Raw genomic sequence first — 17,184 nt, 5'->3', positions numbered from 1 at the left:
AAGCAGGTTTCCAGCGATCAAAGAACCGCGAAGGTCAATTCCCCGGCCGACTCCAGCGCCAGCTCGTAGGTCACCTCCCCGTCATGACGGCCGCCATATTCCAGCGCCGTCACCTGGAACGGACCGGTCAGTGTGCCGAAATCCGGGATCACCACCTGCCAGTTCCGGATCTCACCGGCAAAGAACAGCTGGCGCACGGAGGCATCGCTTGCCTGATCCCGGAAAAGTCCGGAGCCGGACAGGCTCGCCGTGCGTGTTCCAGCCGAACTCAACAGCTCCCGCCAGCGCCCCGAACTGTCGGAATTGGTGATGTCCACCGCCGTGGCATTCAGCGCCACCCTGCGGCTTCTGAGCCCCGCCACCGTCTGAAAACTTCCATTCCCGTCCTGATCCAGCTTGAGCAGCAGATCCCGTCCAGCCTGAGCCGCCATATCATTCCCCTCCGATATTTTTGGAAATTCAGCTCGCCCCTCACCCGGGCCTTTGGCCCGACCTCTCCCCGGTAGGGCGAGGTAGAACTGCCGCGCGTCTCAAGACACCCAAGACCTGGCTCGTGCCACAGCCTCTCCATTCGGACAGCGCACTCCCTCTCCCTCAGGGAGAGGGCCGGGGTGAGGGAAAGACCCCTACACCAGCGGCTCTGTCACCGCCCGAAGCTCGATCACGCCGCGAAAGGTCCGCCCGTCCCGCATCAAGGCCGTGCTCCGGCCGGATAGCTGCAGCCCGACCAGATGATGCCCGTCAAGCGTGAGCGCCCCGTCGAGGATCTGCCCGGAGGCCTCCTCCATCAGGGTCAGAACCTCGTCCCGGCTCGGCGCACGCGAGAGAACCTGAAGCCTGAGATCATGCACCAGGCCCTCTGACGGATCGCTCAGGAGCGGCTTGCTCCCCAGCGCCTCCAGCGACAGAAACGGAAAGGCCTGACCGCGTGCCGGCACATCGCAAATGCCCTCCGGGCCCATCTGGGCACTCAGCACACCCGACCCGTTCAGCCGGGCAAGAAGCGCTTTCCTCAAGGCCAGCTCTGCAGAAGGGCCGCTCATGTCTCTTCCTCCTCGGCGAGGCACAGCACAGTCCTGCCGCGCAGATCCTCATCCGCCGCACTGAGAATGCGGAAGCGCCGCCCCTTCGCTGCCACCAGCCAGCCACCGGCGATATCCTCGCGGTATCTGAGGCAGATCTCATGGGTGGCCATACCGTCGACCCGGTCAGACAGCACAGCTTCGTCCTGCCGCAGACAGCGGATTTCGGCAAAGTCCGTTCCTGCCGGGACATGAACCAGCACCGCCGAGCCATCAGCCGACTGGGTCCGCACGGGCTCTTCCAGCTCCACCGGCGTCCGGTACCGCCCCGCGCTCACAGCAGGCGCACCCGGCTTGCGGCCAGAAGCCTGTCCAGTCCGTGCGGCACGCTCGCCATGGCAAGCTCCGTCCCCGCCTCCCGGTGCTCGAACCAGTGCGCTGCCAGCAGGCGAATGCTCTGGCGCAGGGTCTCGGGCACGTCGCTCGGCGAGGCGCCATATCCGGCGGTAAAATCGATCTCGATGGCCATGACGGCGGAAGATGGCAATCCGGCTCCCGGCTTCACCCGGACCCGCGCCGGGCTGGTGCTCTTGTCCAGCCGCCAGTCCGTTTCCGCCAGCGCGTTGGGCACGCCATCTTCGTCGAACACCAGGATCTGGCTGATCCCCTGAACCGGCGCGACCGGCAGCTGTACCACACGGCCTGCGGGCCATTGATCCAGATAGAGCCGCCAGCCCTGGCTGATCAGGGCCCGCCGGGTTTCTTGCTCCACCTGTGCGCGGGCTGCAGCGATCAACTGGCCCACAAGCTCATCTTCTGCCGTGCCGGTCAGACGCAGATGCGCCTTCATTTCAGCCTGGGACACCGGCTCGGTGGCCGGTTCGATCACACGGGTTGCAGTCATGGCAAACCTTCCACAAGCAGCCTTGAAAACAAAAAGGCCGGGTTCTTCAAAAGAACCCGGCCAGTTGGGGAGGATATACCGGAGCCGGCCGGCTGATACTGACCGGCTCCAGCAAGGAAGACGCGAGGGTCCCCGGCTTGTGACCTGAGACCTCAGGCCGAGAAGGTCATCAGCTTGATGGCGTCATAGTCCTGCACGCCCCCGCCCACACGCTTGGTGGTGTAGAAGAGGACGTAAGGCTTGGAGGAATAGGGATCGCGCAGGATGCGCACGCCCATCCGGTCCACCACCAGATAGCCCCGGCGGAAGTCGCCAAAGGCAATGGCCGGAGCATCCACCGCGATGTCCGGCATGTCCTCGGCTTCGGTCACGGGGAAGTTCAGCAGCGTTGCCTCACCGCCCGCCGTCATCGGCGGCTGCCAGAGATAGTTGCCGTCCCCGTCTTTCAGCTTGCGCAGCGCTCCTTGAGTACGCCGGTTCATCACGAAGCGCGCATTCTGCCGGTAGCCTGCCTTCAGCGTATAGATCAGGTCGAGCAGCACATCGCCCGGGCTCAGCGCCGGAAATCCGCCCGCCTCACCGCTCTTGACCGTCCCCAGCTTGCCCCAGGCCCAGCTGGCTTCCGCCACCCGGTCGACCGAGAGGAACCCCTTGGGCCGGTTGACGCCATCACCATTGATGAAGGCTGCCCCCTCCTGTTCGGCAAAGGCAGTCTCCACCTCCTCGGCGATCCAGGCATCCACGTCGATGGCCGCATCATCCAGCAGCGACGCGCTCGCCGCCGGCATGGCGTAAAGCTCCATCGCCGGGAAGCTGAGTTCCGCCAGTGTCGGTGCCGTGGTCTGCGGACGGGCATCGGTCTCGCCCACCCAGCCGGTCTGCGGACCCGTCAGGGAATAAGGCTTCTTGTAGGTCGAGGCCGACACCTGCCGATTCCCGGCAATCGCGCGGATCGGCGAGACCTGAGACAGACGGCGCAAAATGCCAGCTTCCGTTTCTTCCGGCACCAGATATCCGCCATCTGCATCAGAACCGATGGACATGGCCTTCAATTCAAGCGGCCGCAGCCGGGCTTCCTGCCCGGTCCGCACATAACTCTCGAAGGCCGCCCGGTGCTCCAGCACCTGGGAAGACGCCCCCCGCCCGTGCCGCGCCCCGGCCTCCGAGCCGATTTCAGGACGCCGGGCCTTCAGGGTCAGCTGATCGAGACGGCGCTGGGTCATGTCGAGAGCCGCATCCAGCCGGTCCAGCTTTTCCAGCGTCAGGATATCCGGATTGCCGCGTTCCTCGATCTCCGCCAGCCGGGCGTCATTGACCTCCCGGTAGCTCTCGAAGGCGCGGAAGAATTCGTCGAAGGTCCGGGCCACATCCTCCCCGCCCGAAAAGCCGCCGGGCTGCGCCGGCAGTCCTGCGGGCAGCCCGCCCGCCTTGGTTTCCAGCGGCAGCGCCACCGTGGAACCCGTCATGTCCGAATGTTGCATCAAACTCTCCCTTCACTAGAGGTACTGCGTCCCCCAAGGGACACCGACGACCTGGATCTCATCTGACTGCGCGGCAAAGGCTCGGGCCGGTTCAGCCGCACCCTTGCCCCCTCCGCCTGGGGGAAGGTCACGATGGACACTTCCCAAAGATCGATATCCGTCAGGATGCGCGGACCCCGGCCTGCGGAGCGGAACGACCGGCGCGCCTTGAAGCCAATGGAAAGCCCCGTGGCAGCCCCCGCTGCAATCAAGGCTGCGGCCTCACGGGCCTGAGCGACGTCCCTGATCAAATAGCCGCTGACCTTCAGTCCGATGCTGTCCTCCAGCATGGAGGTCCACACACCGATCGGGGTTGCCGGATCGTGCTGCCACAGCATCGCCAGCCCGTCCCTCCGCGCCTTGAGGCTTGCCTGAAACGCCCCGCGCCGGATGATGTCCCCCGCCCCGTCCATCCGTTCAAACAGGCTGGCATAGCCTGTTACCGGGATCCGTCCGCTCAAGAGATCTTCGGCCCGCCTTTCGCGCCTCGCCTGAACCAGCCCCAGCTCCTGTGACGCTCCGCCGCCTGCACTCATCTGCCGCGCTCCGGCTTGGCGGTCGAACCGGCCTGAGCCAGCGCCAGCACCGCCCCGGAAAACCCGCCAAACACCTGCCTGTGCGTCTTCGCCTGCCCGCGCGCGCCCAGACCACTTCGCCGCCGCCAGAGCGCTCCAACCCGCTTCCAGCCCTTGCCGATCATTTCAATCATCACTCCGCCTCCCGTTGTTGGGACATTGATTCAAGTGAGAGGATTTTTTCTTTTGTTTCATGAGGTTGCCGGAAGAAGCCTTCACCCGGACCTGCTGGACCGCACTTCACAAGTGCTCCTGCGGAGGAAGGCCTATCAGCGCACACAGCCTGCCCCCTCTCCCTTCAGGGAGCGGGCTTGGGTGAGGGCCACCCACCCTCAACCGCCTTTTTCTGAATCATCTGAATCACTTGGACGCGGCAGCTGATCCCGGTCCGCATGGGCTTCATGCGCTGAGTCACATCTGCCAGTTCCCCAGGTCCCGGCACGGCCGGTTTCCTGCCCGGACAACAATCTGTTCAACCGTGCAAGCTCCTGAACGAATTCAGAAAACCGCCTGTTGGAGACCGTCAGCTCCTTGAGCAGCAAGAGCCCCAGAAGACTGGCTGCCACCGCCCAGAGGAACAGCGCCAGATGGGCCAGATCCCCCCGCTCGATCACCGAGCGGACGATCTCCGCGCTCATCCCTGTCCCTCCCCAGGCATCTCTCCGTCCGGCCCGTAGCCGACAGCCATCCGCTTCTCGTCCCGGCTGATGAATGACGCACTTTCCACCCGCCGCCACAGCGCTTCGCGCTCGCTCGACAAGGCCTCGATGCCATCAGCGTCCGGTTCCAGACGCAAGGGCGGGGAACCAAAAGCCGGGCTCAGCCAGGCTGCCAGCCCGCCAGTCACCCGCCGCACCAGAGGCAGCACCGCCCCGCGCCAGAAGGCCCGGTTGGCTTCCTGATAATTGGCATAGGTGTTGTCGCCCGGAATGCCGAGCAGCATCGGCGGCACGCCAAAGGCCAGCGCGATTTCCCGTGCTGCCTGGTTCTTGGCCTCGATGAAATCCATGTCCTTGGGCGTCAGCCCCATGGGTTTCCAGTCGAGCCCTCCCTCCAGCAACAGCGGCCGGCCCGCGTTGCGTGCGCCCTGATAACCGCTCTCCAACTCCTGCTTCAGCCGCTCGAACTGATCGGCGCTGAGGTTGACCGCATCGCCTGCGCCATAGACCAGCGCGCCGGAGGGCCGCGCCGCATTGTCCAGCAGAGCTTTGTTCCAGTGAGTGGCCGCGTTGTGAATGTCGAGGCTCATCTGGGCAGCTTCCACCGGCGCGAAACCGTAGTGGTCGCTCAAGGGATGGAACAGCTTCAGATGACGCACCTGGGCGATAGCCCCCGTCTCTGGATCTGCCTCGCCCGACAGCCGCAATGTCCGCCCACTCACCGAATAATCGAAAGCCTCCGGCCACCCGGCCGCCCCCGGCACCACCTTCACCCGATCGGGGCGGAGCGCATAGAGTTCGCGCGGTATACCCTCTAGGCCCACCTGCTCGATGAAGGCATTGCCTGCCCCCAGCAGATGGCCATAGACCGCCTCCAGAAGATCCGCCCCGCCCTCATGCTCGTTGGGTCTGGCAATCAGGTCCAGCAGCGGATGCCGGTCCAGCTCCATGTCGCCTTCAAACAGGGTCAGCGGCACGCTCGCCGCCGCCTCCGCAATCATCCGCACGGCCCGGTAGACGACCGGATTGCGTGCAAACCCCTCCCGCGCCAGCCCGGCATAGTCCCGTGGGCTCCACACCGGCTGGGCTGCGGATTGCACCGCGACGAGAGGCCCCGTGCGCGAAGCCCGCGTCTCCAAGCGTGGTTCAGAACGCCGCCAAAGAGAGTCAAACGCCTGTTTCAAGCCCATGGTTTCATTGGCCTTTCAAGCTGAAGTTAAGAAGTTGAGTCAGTTGGCGGATGAACGAGCATAAGTTGCGCATTCATTGATTTATGCATTCATCCAAAAGATGCCCTCACCCCGGCCCTCTCCCTCAGGGAGAGGGTACAAACTGCGGCAAGCCGAGAGGCAGCACCCGCACAACACCGTCGCCGGACACCATCATCTCCCCCCGCGACCAGCCCTTCCGCCACCTCTCCCAAGCCTGGGAGAGGTCGACGCGAAGCGGCGGGTGAGGGTTGGATCCGTGATCCAGATCACGGCGCCCGTTTCCAGACAGCGCTAGCTTGAGATCAGACGGGGAGAAAACACCCCGGTGAGTTGCAGGAGGTCATCATGTTCCATGCCATTCTCATCGCCGCAGCCGCCGCCTTCACCGCCATGGAGGCCACTGACTTCTTTGCCGCCAAACCCGTTCGGGTGAAGGCTGTCGCACGGAAGAAGAAGCACCCCTAAAGCCGCCGCACCCTGGGTTCCGCCCTGGGCCCCAGCAACAGTTCTGTGATCGCCCAGACCAGCGCGTCCATCCGGTCGGGAGAGCGGCCGGAGGTCAGTCCGCCCGGCCCGAAATCCACCATCTCGTCTTCCAGCTCCGGAAAGACGCCCGCATGGCAGACCTTGCCCTGGTCATAGAGCATGGCCACCGGCTCGGCCCGGGAATATTTGCCCCGCGTTGCCCGCACCTGGCGGACCGGCACGGACGGATCAACGCCCGCAATCACTTCGGCCACCATTTCACCGCCCTGGTTCACCTCCGCCACCAGGCAATCCGCTGCCAGTGCATGCCAAAGGGCCGTGGCCGTGGACGCCCAGTCGGAAGGCCGCGCCCGGCTCAGGGACTTGTCGGCCAGAACATAGGCCCGCCCGTCGGACCCAAGTCCAGCCGCCACGATCCCGCAGGCATCGGACCTCTTTCCGGAACTTGCCGGCGGATCGATGGCGATCACGATCCGCTCCAGATCCTGTGGCGGGGCGGCGACCCGCTCCCGCTCCAGCCGCTCCCGCGACCAGAGCGCATCCGGCCGGTCCTCGATCAGTTCGCCTTCCAGCTCCTGCCGTCCAAGCCGCGTGCCGGCATAGCGGCCTACCACCGTCTCCAGAAAGCCCGGTGCCAGAAACGGCGCATTGGCCCGTGTCGGCGCATGGCTCACCACCGTTCCCGGCAGGCCAAGCAGTCGTTTGAGCAGCGGCACCGGACGGGGCGTCGTGGTCACCAGCTGGCGCGGCGCCTCTCCAAGGCGCAGACCGAATTGCAGCATGTCGAAAGTCTCCTCGGCGTGACGCCATTTGGCGAGTTCATCGCACCAGGCAATGTCGAATTGCGGCCCGCGCAGGGCCTCGGGGTCTTCACTTGAAAAGGCTTGCGCCACCGCGCCATTGGGCCATTCCAGCCGCCGCCGCGTCGGTATCCAGTGCGGCCGCCCGGCCTTGGGGTGGACGGCAAGAATCCCGGACACCCCTTCCACCATCACCTCGCGCACATCCGCATAGGTCTCGCCGACCAGCGCAATGCGGCCTGCCACCTGGCCACCGTTCCAGCTTTCGCCCTGTGCCATGGCGCGGATCCATTCTGCGCCTGCGCGTGTCTTGCCTGCCCCCCGCCCGCCCATCAGCAGCCACACCCGCCAGTCTCCCGGCGGCGGCATCTGATGGTCATGGGCGAAAGTCGGCCAATCACTCAGGAGAAAGCGGATCTCGTCATCACTCAGCGCGCCCAGCGCCGCTTCAATGCGCCCCGCCTTCGCACAGGCGGCCAAGACGGTCCGCAAGCTGCGCCCTGAGGGCTTCTGCATCTGATGCAAGACCATCGCCGTCCTCTTCCGCGGCCTCCTCATCGGAGGCCCGTTTCAGGTCGATCAGAACCCCCAGCGTCTTCGCAAGGCTCGCCAGGGTCTTCACCGTCTTGTCGATATCGGCCAGGCTCGCCGCACTGCCGGCTTCCGCCACCAACTCCCTCAGCCGCGCCTCCATGCTCTCCATCTGCCCCTCAAAGGCCTTGTAGAGCCGCTCGATCATGCCGGGCTGTTCGAGGTCCGGAATGATGAGATGCGTCAGATCAGACAGGCCGTCTTGTATGGCCACCGGGCCAAGCACTTCCTCAGGGAAAAGGCCAGGATCAGTGCCAACGTCAGGCTCAATCCTGAGATCAGCCCCACCTGTCCTGCAACGCCTCTTCCGTTTAGCCTGCCGCGTCGCTGCCCGGTCCTGGCGCACCGCATCGCATATCCCCTTGCCCGAAAACCGCCCCGCCATACCGCCTCCCCCACCGACCTGCAGACATGCAAAAGGCCGGTCACCCGGCCTTCGGACTGCTGACAAAGACCCAGTCACCCTTGATGGCGCCAGTTCGCGAAGAGTTGGACTTCATCCCTGCGAAGGCAGGGATCCAGTAACCAGCTGAGGTAACTGCCTTTTTCAAGACCCCACTCTACGGATACTGGATCCCGGTCTTGGTGCAGGGCACCAAACCAGGATGACCAACAAACTTGGCTTCTTTGTCACAAATTTCAGGCCGGTCACCCGGCCCTGTTTTCAAACATCCCTGTGCAACTCGCCCTCACCCCAACCCTCTCCCTGAGGGAGAGGGAGCCAGCAGAACCAACCGCCCGTCTTCCGTAAAACCTCGAAGGACACCCCAACCACTCCCCGCGACAAACCCCTCCACCACCTCTCCCAAGCCTGGGAGAGGTCGGCGCGCAGCACCGGGTGAGGGCTGGACGTATCTGTCCCTCACCGTTCAAAATTTTCTGCTTGTTTTTCAGATGCTTGCCGAAGATCTGCGGAACTTGTCCCCCACCGCAAAACCCGTGCGATACTCGGAACCAGCTCCCCTAAACGCCGCATCAGGCGCAACTCTTCGATCATGTCAAAACCTTACCCCAACAGCGTCACGCTGTCAAGGAATTTATTCCTATTTGTTTTGACCAATCCATAGGCCTCCCCGGTCCGTATCTCCTGCGGGGCACAATCCTCCCCCAAGGAGATTTGACATGTCATTGAAAATTCTCAGCTTCGCAGCCGCCGCCTTCCTGTCGCTTGCCGGTTTTGCCCTGCCCGCCTTCGCGCAAACCGGCAAACCGCTGGTTCTGGAAGAATTCTTCAAAGGACAGACTGTCGGGCGCGGGGCGTTTGACAGCGAGATCGCCGGCATCCATCGCCCGCTCACCGCCTATCTCACCGGCAGCTGGAACCCGAAGACCTTCGTCTTCACCCTGCGCGAGGACATCCGCTATGACGATGGCGTTCGGGAAAAGGCGGTCTGGGTGTTCCAGAAGACCGGAGACGGACGCTATGTCGGTCAGCGCAGCGGCGTGAAGGGTCTGGTTCAGGTCACAACCACCGGCGGCGCCATCCGCTTTTCCTACGTGATGGACGTTCCTGCGGGGGACAGCGAGATTGCACTTCGCTTTGCCGACACACTCACCCGCACCGGCTCCAACACCGTGCGCAACACCTCGGATGTGACCAAGCTGGGCTTTCCGGTCGGAACGGTGGACATCACCTTCACCCGATAACTGCCGGAGATGGGCGGCAGATCTCTACGCCCTTCTCCCCATTTCACTTTCCGCACTGGAACCGCGCTTGCGTCCGGGGCATTGTGCCACTCGAGAGAGACCTGTTTCGACAGTTGTTTGAGGAGAGCCCCTTGGCCTTGCCTGCCCGGTATAGTGTTTTCATCCTGATCATTCTTCTGGCCCTTTTCTGCTTCGCCATGACCCTTGGCGGAGCTGAGTTTTTCATATGGCCCTTCGCGGTTTTCGCCGGACTGACCGGCCTCGGCATCTGGGACCTCACCCAGAAGCGCCACGCGGTCCTGCGCAATTACCCGGTCATCGGCCACGCCCGTTACATGCTGGAATCGATCCGGCCGGAGCTGCGCCAGTATTTCTTTGAATCGAACCTCGACGGCGCGCCGTTCTCCCGCGAGAAACGCTCGCTCGTCTATGACCGGGCCAAGGACATTGAAGGCAACAAGCCATTCGGCACGGAATACAACGTCTATGCCAATGACTATGCCTGGGTGAACCATTCCATGGTGCCCAAGGGCGGCCCCGGCACGCCGCCGGTCGACCCGAAGACCGACGAGCGCCTGCGCATCTCTATCGGCGGGCCGGATTGCGCAAAGCCCTATTCCGCCTCGCTGTTCAACATCTCCGCCATGAGTTTCGGCTCCCTCTCGGCCAATGCCATCTTGGCGCTGAACACTGGCGCCAAGACCGGCGGCTTTGCCCATGACACGGGTGAAGGCAGCGTCTCGCGCTATCACCGGGCCGGTGGCGGCGATCTGATCTGGGAGCTGGGCTCCGGCTATTTCGGCTGCCGCCGTCCTGATGGCGGGTTCGATGCGGAGGCCTTTGAAAAGCAGGCCCAGAATCCGCAGATCAAGATGATCGAGATCAAGCTCAGCCAGGGCGCCAAGCCGGGCCATGGCGGCGTTCTGCCCGGCGCCAAGGTCACCCAGGAGATCGCCGAGGCCCGCGGCGTTCCCGTCGGCGTCGAGTGTATTTCCCCCTCTGCCCATTCCGCCTTCTCCACGCCGGTGGAACTGCTGGAATTCATTTCCACCCTGCGGCGCCTGTCCGGAGGCAAGCCGGTCGGCTTCAAGCTCTGCATCGGTCACCGCTGGGAATTCATGGCCGTGGTCAAGGCCATGCTGAAGACCGGCATCCTGCCCGACTTCATCGTCGTCGATGGAGCGGAAGGCGGCACGGGCGCTGCCCCGGTCGAGTTCTCCAACCGGCTCGGCACGCCCCTGCGCCTCGGCCTGTCCTTCGTTCACAACACGCTGGTCGCCACCAATCTGCGCGACAAGATCCGCATCGGCGCCAGTGGCAAGCTGATCAGCGCCTTCGACATTTCCGGCGCCCTGTGCCTCGGGGCAGACTGGGTCAATTCCGCCCGTGGCTTCATGTTCGCCATCGGCTGCATCCAGTCCCAGAGCTGCCACACCAACCGCTGCCCCACTGGCGTCGCCACCCAGGACCCCAAGCGCCAGATGGCCCTGGTCGTGCCCGACAAGGCCACCCGCGTTGCCAATTTCCATCACAACACCATGAAGGCCCTGATGGACTTTGCCGAAGCCTCCGGCCTGTCCAGCCCCAAGGAATTCGGCCCCGAGCATTTCTACCTGCGCGAAGGCCACCGCACCGTGCTTCCCGCCAGCACCGCCGTCGACTGGCTGAAACCTGGCTCACTCCTGGCAGAAGGCCATGACCATCCCGGCTACAGCACCTACTGGCTGATGGCCGATCCGGACACGTTCATGCCCATCCGTTCTGTTCAGAGCGCCAAGGACGCCCGCCAGGCCCGCTGACCTGCCTTGCCTGAATGAAAATGAGGCGCCCCGCAGACCTGCGGAGCGCCTCAATTCGTCGAAGCGGTCTTGATGAAGGAGGACCTCCCCCAAGCCCCCGCCTAGTTGATGCAGAAGCGGAAACTTGCGGCGATGACCTTGCGGTCCATCTCGGTCAGATAAATCTTGCCGCGCACCTCTCCGCCGGAAGCCATGCCGAGAAAGAGATCGAACTCGATCCGCTCACTCGCAGACAACAGGTCCACGACCTGCTGGTTCACCTCCACCTCGACACCGCTGTCACCTACCACGCGCAAGGCGCCGTCGACAGCCTTGGCCTCGATGCCGCGCCCCTTGGAGAACATGCGGATCCTTGTCGTCGGCAACTCATCCGGGTTCAACATGCCGCCTTCCGTGGTAATCAGCAGATAGGGCGTCTTCTTGCGGCAATAACTGGAGAACTGGCTCGCCAGATCATAGAGCCGCACCGGGCTCTTGCGGCGGCTGGCCGCCACTAGTCCCTTCTTGTAGGGCTCCAGAAAGAACTCGCCAAAGCCTTCCGGGGTGATCAGCGAGAATTCCTCAAGCTGGGCGGCATCCGGCACGAACATGTCATTCGGCTTCGCCCCGGTGCCCAGCACGAAGATGCGCGCATCAATGCCCATTTCCAGGAGATAGCGCACGATCAGGCTGGACAGCTCCTGCCCGCTCATCAGCGCCTTGTCCACCTCGCTGGAAGACACCTGATCCGGCTTGTCGCCCGACAGGAAGAACTGATGGAAGCCCAGACGGTTGCCATCTGGAATACGGCGCACCTTGCCGCCCAGAAAGGCATAGGAACAGGCGCTCATGCAGATGCCGCCCTCAACCGTCTCCCCGAACACGCCATCCTGCTTCCAGATGCCGATTTCGGTTTCCATCCCGGCTTCGCGGATCAGCTTGCCCAGCTCCAGCCCGCCCAGCAGACTGCCGCCGGGGCTGTTGAGCAGAACCTTGTTGCCGTCAGAATGCTCGCTCTCCAGATAACGGGCAAAAAGCTTCGGCGTATCCAGCGTGATACCGCCATCCGCCTGCACATAGCAGCTCGCCGCCGAATTGCCCTTGCAGACATTCTCGAACGACATGTCAGCCGCCTGCGCCGCCTCCGGCCCGGCCATCAGCCCGCCGGTCACCACAAGCACGCCGCCAAACAGCGCTGCCATGCTTGTCCATGCGGCTGCAAGCCGCCCCCTCGCCTTGGTCATCTCAAATTCCTGATCCGGAAAATCCTGAACAATCTTCAGGCCTTAAAATCACGGATACGATTAAAGACAACTGGCACAGTCAGACAAGTCCGCATTCCGGGTGAGGAACCATCCCCACCACCCGGAGCTTCAATCACCGCGCGAGCCCAGGGCCCGCACCTTGGCCAGATAGCCGGCCCGGCGGGCCTCGCTGGATTTGCGCACCGGCGCGAACCGGGTGAAGCGGGCGGGCTTGAAACCGCAGAATTTCAGGATCTGGCGGCTCGTCTGCTTGCCGATGCCATTGCCGTAGATCCAGTCCAGGAAGAAATTCGGCGTGTCCGACGTCATGATCACCCGGCTGCTGCGTCCGCTCATCAGGCCCAGAGGCAGAGGCTTCCCTTTCTGATACTGAAAGGTCTTGCCCGGCAGGAACACCCGGTCGATCAGCCCCTTCAGCTTGGCCGGCATGCCGCCCCACCACATGGGATGGGTGATGACGAAATGCCCGCACCACTCGAGATCGGCATAGAAGGCAGCCAGATCCGGCTCCAGCTCCGGCACGTTGCGATAGGAAGCAATTCCCAGATCCGGATTGAAGCGCATTGCCGACAGGCGATGGATCCTGACCTCGTGTCCGCTTTCCCGCGCAGCCTGCGCATAAGCATCCGCCAGCGCCGCATTCAGCGTTTCCGCCGCAGGATGCCCTTCCAGCACCAGGATCTTCCGTGACATGACCACACCTATTTAAAATTGACCGTGGTCATTTTTTGACTCACCCACCGTTTCCCGTCAAGCTAATATTGACCACGGTCAATATTTCTTTCCCCAAACACTTAGCCGCCAGATGACCCGAAAACCCCAACAGCGTACCCAGCAGACCCGCAGCCGTATCCTGGAGACCGCCCGCGATCTCCTCTCCCGCAATGGCGCGGACGCTATCACCGCAGAGGCTCTGGCCAGCGCTGCGGGGGTCGCCAAGGGCACGATCTTCGCCCATTTCACCAGCATGGACGGCCTGATGTCCTATGTGTTGCTGGATGACATCCGCAGCCTTCTGCCGGAGAATATCGCCGCTGTCCGCGCCGCCGACACGGAGCGGTTTGCCGATCCGCTCGAGCGCATCACCGCCATGATGATGAGCCTGGTTGCCATCATCACGTCCAGTCAGCTCAGCCTGCGCCTGTTCCTGGAGAACACCGGCGCGACCGACGGCAAATGCGCGCTGGAATTCATCGCCATTCTCGACCAGCTCGACGGTCTTCTCATCGCCTATCTGGAGGAATGGCAGGCATCCGCCTCTGTCCGGCCTGCCCTGCGCCATGACCGCACCAGCCGCGAAATGGTCGATGGTCTCATTGCCTTCATGATCCATGTCGCCATCCAGTTCCGCAGCTGTCAGCTGGGCAGTCTGGACATGGCAAGGGACAAGCTGAAACGGCACGCGGAAGCCTATCTTCTGGCCCGGACGGAGCCCCCCCGCAGCTAGAAATTGCAGCCACATCAGTTGCACAAACGGCGGATTCTTGCGGAAATTGAATACTCATACCGCATCGCAACATAAATGAGTGCACCGCACTATTTTTCATCGACAGCCCGCCGTTTCCATGAGACGCTGAAGGTCTGTCAGCAGATCATATTGGCCGGTTGGAGGGGACCGGCATTGCGGAGGGATCTGGCTGTCCCAAGCCCGGCGCGTGGCCGGGCCAGAAAAAGGACAAGACCATGTTGTTCACCGCCTATCTGGCCGTCTGCCTCTCCAATGTGGCGATCAAGGACTGCAACAGGGAGACCGCCCTCAACTGGATGGTTGCACCGGGCGAAAACCGGAGCCTCGCCTTTTGCATGACCCACGGTCAAAGATACGCCGCCTCCTCCGGCGTGGTGCACGAAGGCGAATATGTGAAGATCTATTGCAAGTCCCCGGACCAGTTCACCCGTCCCGGCGTTCAGCGCGGCTAAGATCCGGCGGAGCAAAGGGAAACCTGCTTTTCCTCTCGACGTCATTCCGGGCTTGACCCGGAATCCATGCCGTAACCTCGCCCTACAGAAAAGTTGTGCTTTCAGGAGGTGGAACGGCATGGATGCCATGGTCAAGCCATGGCAGGACGAAGACGGAGGGGATTTCTCATGCCGAAAGGCTGCCTTAGCCAGTTTTCACTCCCGAAACCTCTCGGGATGACGATCGAGAGCTTGATACCTTTGTCAGCAGCCTGGCGCAGGCTCCAAAGACCCCGCCAGTTGCAGCAGAACTTGCCCGGAATGGCTGCATCGACAGGCCTCGCGTTCCGTGACAGTCTGGTCCGGCTTACAAAGATCAGGACCGGATCATGCTCTTTACTGCCTATCTCGCCGTCTGCCTGTCCGATGTCGCTTTCAAGGACTGCACCCGGGACACCGCCCTCAACTGGATGGTCGCGCCTGGCAACAGCCAGACCCTCGCCTTCTGCATGTCCCACGGCGAAAAATACGCCGCCACCTCGGGCGTGGTGCATGAGGGCGAATATGTGAAGGTCTATTGCAAGGCCCCGGACCAGTTCACCCGGCCGGGCGTCCAGCGCGGCTGAGGCGCCGAAACCGGGCGCGCCCTCCCCTGACCTCGCCCCTGACCCGGCCCGTCCTGCCTTTGGGAAGGCCGGCACCCGGATCAACCCGCTGCTGTCCCGGACCAATCCGCAGTCAATGACGTGGACAGTCTTCTGAGCCATAGGGCCTGGCCTGAAAATGTGCTATGCGCCAGCCGGAAGACATTCGGCCAGACGCTGTCCGGCCAGGCATCATCAGGAGTATCCCCGTGAGCGACCTCACCGTAGCAGATGCGATCAGCCGCGTTTATGAATCCCTTCAGGCCGACAATCTGGACATCGACCAGCACATCGCAGCGCTGAAGGCAGCGCTTGCCCGCGAAGGCCAGAAGGAAGCCGTTCTGGACGCAACGAAACTGGTCCAGAACAACCGCTCCGGCCGCAAGCTGCTGCAGGCCTATTTCCGCCAGCGCGGCGTCAAGGTCTCCTTCGCCGCCGAGTGACCCAACCCCCGCGCCCTTTCCTGCCCTCACGGTGTCTCCCAAGGACTAGCCGGACAGGGCAGACAGGGCACGAAAGCCGACTTCGCGATCCTCTCCGCATTAACGCAAGCCTCTCCCCCCTTGCGGGGGAGATGTCAGCTTCAGCTGACAGAGGGGGGTGAACCCTTGAGACACAGGGAGCTTGCGATGCCGGGAAAGGTGCTGCCGCCTATTGATTATAGGCGGAGGCGCTGACTGCGATGGAAAGCGAGGCTTCGCGGATCTTGTGCGCGACATTCTCGATGCCCGAAGTCGAGCCGGAAATGTTGCCGAGGCTGCTGCTGGCAGCCATGGTTTCGCGGGCCGCTCTCTGCATATTGTCGGAAATGTCCCGTGTCACCGCCGACTGCTCGGTGATGGCGGCCGCAATGCCGGAAGAGATCTCGTTGACGTTCTGAATGATCTTCATGATCGCCTCGATCGCATCCCCTGCCCGGCCGACAGAGCCCTGAACGGACTCGATCTGGGTGCGGATATCCTCGGTTGCCTTGCCGGTCTGGGAGGCGAGGCTCTTGACCTCGGAGGCAACGACCGCAAAACCCTTGCCCGCTTCCCCGGCTCTTGCCGCCTCGATGGTGGCGTTGAGGGCCAGAAGATTGGTCTGGTTGGCGATGCTGTCGATCAGCTCGATGATTTCACCGATGCGCTGGGAATCCGAGGCCAGACCCGCCATGATTTCCGTTGATCCGCGCGCCTCGCTGACCGCCCGGTCCGAGATGGTCTGGGCATGGGTCACCTGCCGGGTGATTTCCTCGATCGAGGCCACCAGCTCTTCGGCCGCGGCAGCCACGGCCTGAACATTCTGCGAGGTCTGGTTGGAGGCGACGGAGGCATTCATGGCGTCGTGGTTCACCTTGGAGACCGAGTCCACCATGTTGTTGAGATCCGCATCGATTTCCAGCTGGATGCGTTCCTTGCGCAGCTTTTCCTGCACCTGGTCGGCAATATTCGATGCGAACTTGACGACCCGCACCGGCTTGCCCCTGGAATTCATGATCGGATTGTAGGTCGCCTGGATCCAGATCTCTTCGCCGGACTTGCTGTAGCGGCGGAAATCCCCGGACTTGTACTCGCCCTTGCGCAGATCTTCCCAGAACTTCGCATAGGCCGGGGCACTGGATTGTTCCTTGCTCAGGAAGATCCGGTGATGCTTGCCCTTGATTTCATCCAGACGGTAGCCAACCGCATCGAGGAAATTCTGGTTGGCCCAGACGATCGTTCCGTCGAGTTCGAACTCGATCACCGCCTGAGAGCGGTTGATGGCGTTCATCTGTCCCTGGATCAGGAACTGCTTTTCCTTTTCCTCGGTGATGTCGGAGGCGAACTTGACGACCTTATAGACCTTGCCGCCGGCATTCATGACCGGATTGTAGGTCGCCTGGATCCAGATGTCCTTGCCGCTCTTGGAAATGCGGCGGAATTCCTTCGCCATGAAGCCCCCGGCGGCCAGTTCCTTCCAAAACACCGCATATTCCGGGCTCTTGCGCTCCTCGGGGTCGACGAAGATGGAGTGATGCTTGCCCTTGATTTCCTCAAGGGTGTAGCCCATCGCATCCAGGAAATTCTTGTTGGCATGAATGATCGTGCCGTCCGGCTCGAATTCGATCATCGCCTGAGACCGGTTCAAGGCACCCAAAATATTTTTGGCGTCAGAGCCGAAAAACTTGCCAACCATTAGAATCCCCCAGTGGTGCAACCTTC

At 62.8% G+C, this 17,184-nt stretch carries 20 protein-coding genes; 6 read left to right on the top strand and 14 right to left on the bottom strand.

All coding sequences use genetic code 11. The features are described 5' to 3' along the window. Positions 1-17 precede the first annotated feature (17 nt). The 11 genes from BUA94_RS05575 to BUA94_RS05530 form a co-directional block, all read right to left on the bottom strand. The gene (locus tag BUA94_RS05575; protein WP_073009836.1) at positions 18-431 is read right to left on the bottom strand and encodes a phage major tail protein, TP901-1 family; all 414 of its coding nucleotides are present in this window, start codon (positions 429-431) and stop codon (positions 18-20) included. 195 nt (positions 432-626) lie between these two features. Then, the gene (locus tag BUA94_RS05570; protein ID WP_073009833.1) at positions 627-1,043 is read right to left on the bottom strand and encodes a DUF3168 domain-containing protein; all 417 of its coding nucleotides are present in this window, start codon (positions 1,041-1,043) and stop codon (positions 627-629) included. Next, positions 1,040-1,360 (bottom strand): phage head closure protein, encoded by a 321-nt coding sequence (locus BUA94_RS23540; RefSeq protein WP_175558002.1) that lies wholly within the window; start codon positions 1,358-1,360, stop codon positions 1,040-1,042. Before BUA94_RS23540 ends, BUA94_RS05570 begins: the two co-directional genes overlap by 4 nt. Then, a complete protein-coding gene (locus BUA94_RS05560; protein ID WP_073009827.1) occupies positions 1,357-1,926 on the bottom strand; it encodes a head-tail connector protein in 570 nt (189 codons plus the stop codon). Before BUA94_RS05560 ends, BUA94_RS23540 begins: the two co-directional genes overlap by 4 nt. A 152-nt stretch (positions 1,927-2,078) precedes the next feature. After that, positions 2,079-3,407 (bottom strand): phage major capsid protein, encoded by a 1,329-nt coding sequence (locus BUA94_RS05555; RefSeq protein WP_084081717.1) that lies wholly within the window; start codon positions 3,405-3,407, stop codon positions 2,079-2,081. After that, complete coding sequence (locus BUA94_RS05550) at positions 3,407-3,982, bottom strand: HK97 family phage prohead protease (RefSeq protein ID WP_208979973.1); 576 nt, start codon at positions 3,980-3,982, stop codon at positions 3,407-3,409. The genes BUA94_RS05555 and BUA94_RS05550 overlap by 1 nt, the downstream gene beginning before the upstream one ends. Next, the gene (locus tag BUA94_RS23535) at positions 3,979-4,155 is read right to left on the bottom strand and encodes a hypothetical protein (protein WP_175558001.1); all 177 of its coding nucleotides are present in this window, start codon (positions 4,153-4,155) and stop codon (positions 3,979-3,981) included. Before BUA94_RS23535 ends, BUA94_RS05550 begins: the two co-directional genes overlap by 4 nt. Positions 4,156-4,353: 198 nt before the next feature. Further along, entirely contained in the window at positions 4,354-4,659 is a 306-nt protein-coding gene (locus BUA94_RS05545; protein WP_073009824.1) for a hypothetical protein, read from the bottom strand. Then, entirely contained in the window at positions 4,656-5,870 is a 1,215-nt protein-coding gene (locus BUA94_RS05540; protein ID WP_073009822.1) for a phage portal protein, read from the bottom strand. The genes BUA94_RS05545 and BUA94_RS05540 overlap by 4 nt, the downstream gene beginning before the upstream one ends. 482 nt (positions 5,871-6,352) lie before the next feature. After that, the gene (locus tag BUA94_RS05535; protein ID WP_084081716.1) at positions 6,353-7,693 is read right to left on the bottom strand and encodes a DNA-packaging protein; all 1,341 of its coding nucleotides are present in this window, start codon (positions 7,691-7,693) and stop codon (positions 6,353-6,355) included. After that, the gene (locus BUA94_RS05530) at positions 7,626-7,982 is read right to left on the bottom strand and encodes a hypothetical protein (protein WP_139251016.1); all 357 of its coding nucleotides are present in this window, start codon (positions 7,980-7,982) and stop codon (positions 7,626-7,628) included. Before BUA94_RS05530 ends, BUA94_RS05535 begins: the two co-directional genes overlap by 68 nt. Before the next feature lie 908 nt (positions 7,983-8,890). On the opposite strand from BUA94_RS05530, the gene BUA94_RS05525 reads away from it, so the two are divergent. Together BUA94_RS05525 and BUA94_RS05520 are read left to right on the top strand one after the other, a co-directional pair. Beyond that, positions 8,891-9,415, top strand: coding sequence for a DUF3833 family protein (locus BUA94_RS05525; RefSeq protein WP_084081715.1), 525 nt, complete (start codon positions 8,891-8,893; stop codon positions 9,413-9,415). A 197-nt stretch (positions 9,416-9,612) separates the two neighbouring features. Beyond that, positions 9,613-11,214, top strand: coding sequence for an FMN-binding glutamate synthase family protein (locus BUA94_RS05520; RefSeq protein WP_084081814.1), 1,602 nt, complete (start codon positions 9,613-9,615; stop codon positions 11,212-11,214). Positions 11,215-11,315: 101 nt separating this feature from the next. On the opposite strand, the gene BUA94_RS05515 is transcribed toward BUA94_RS05520, so the two are convergent. Next, the gene (locus BUA94_RS05515; protein WP_073009809.1) at positions 11,316-12,437 is read right to left on the bottom strand and encodes a COG3904 family protein; all 1,122 of its coding nucleotides are present in this window, start codon (positions 12,435-12,437) and stop codon (positions 11,316-11,318) included. A 129-nt stretch (positions 12,438-12,566) separates the two neighbouring features. Then, positions 12,567-13,151, bottom strand: a complete 585-nt coding sequence (locus BUA94_RS05510; RefSeq protein ID WP_073009806.1) for an NAD(P)H-dependent oxidoreductase — start codon at positions 13,149-13,151, stop codon at positions 12,567-12,569. Positions 13,152-13,263: 112 nt separating this feature from the next. Here BUA94_RS05510 and BUA94_RS05505 point away from each other — a divergent pair, with 112 nt between their 5' ends. The 4 genes from BUA94_RS05505 to BUA94_RS05490 all read left to right on the top strand — a co-directional run bounded on the left by BUA94_RS05505 (position 13,264) and on the right by BUA94_RS05490 (position 15,444). Beyond that, complete coding sequence (locus tag BUA94_RS05505; RefSeq protein WP_073009803.1) at positions 13,264-13,905, top strand: TetR/AcrR family transcriptional regulator; 642 nt, start codon at positions 13,264-13,266, stop codon at positions 13,903-13,905. Positions 13,906-14,141: 236 nt separating this feature from the next. Further along, entirely contained in the window at positions 14,142-14,378 is a 237-nt protein-coding gene (locus BUA94_RS05500) for a hypothetical protein (RefSeq protein WP_073011003.1), read from the top strand. 368 nt (positions 14,379-14,746) lie between these two features. Continuing rightward, on the top strand, positions 14,747-14,983 hold the full coding sequence (locus BUA94_RS05495; RefSeq protein WP_073009800.1) for a hypothetical protein: 237 nt from the start codon (positions 14,747-14,749) through the stop codon (positions 14,981-14,983). A 227-nt stretch (positions 14,984-15,210) separates the two neighbouring features. Then, positions 15,211-15,444: a hypothetical protein gene (locus tag BUA94_RS05490; protein WP_073011000.1), complete on the top strand. Its 234-nt coding sequence runs from the start codon at positions 15,211-15,213 to the stop codon at positions 15,442-15,444. 208 nt (positions 15,445-15,652) lie between these two features. On the opposite strand, the gene BUA94_RS05485 is transcribed toward BUA94_RS05490, so the two are convergent. Beyond that, the gene (locus tag BUA94_RS05485; protein WP_073009798.1) at positions 15,653-17,158 is read right to left on the bottom strand and encodes a methyl-accepting chemotaxis protein; all 1,506 of its coding nucleotides are present in this window, start codon (positions 17,156-17,158) and stop codon (positions 15,653-15,655) included. Positions 17,159-17,184: the final 26 nt, after the last annotated feature.

It is taken from the genome of Roseibium suaedae (genome assembly GCF_900142725.1).
Lineage (GTDB): Bacteria > Pseudomonadota > Alphaproteobacteria > Rhizobiales > Stappiaceae > Roseibium > Roseibium suaedae.
This window is presented reverse-complemented; position numbering and strand designations above follow the sequence as displayed.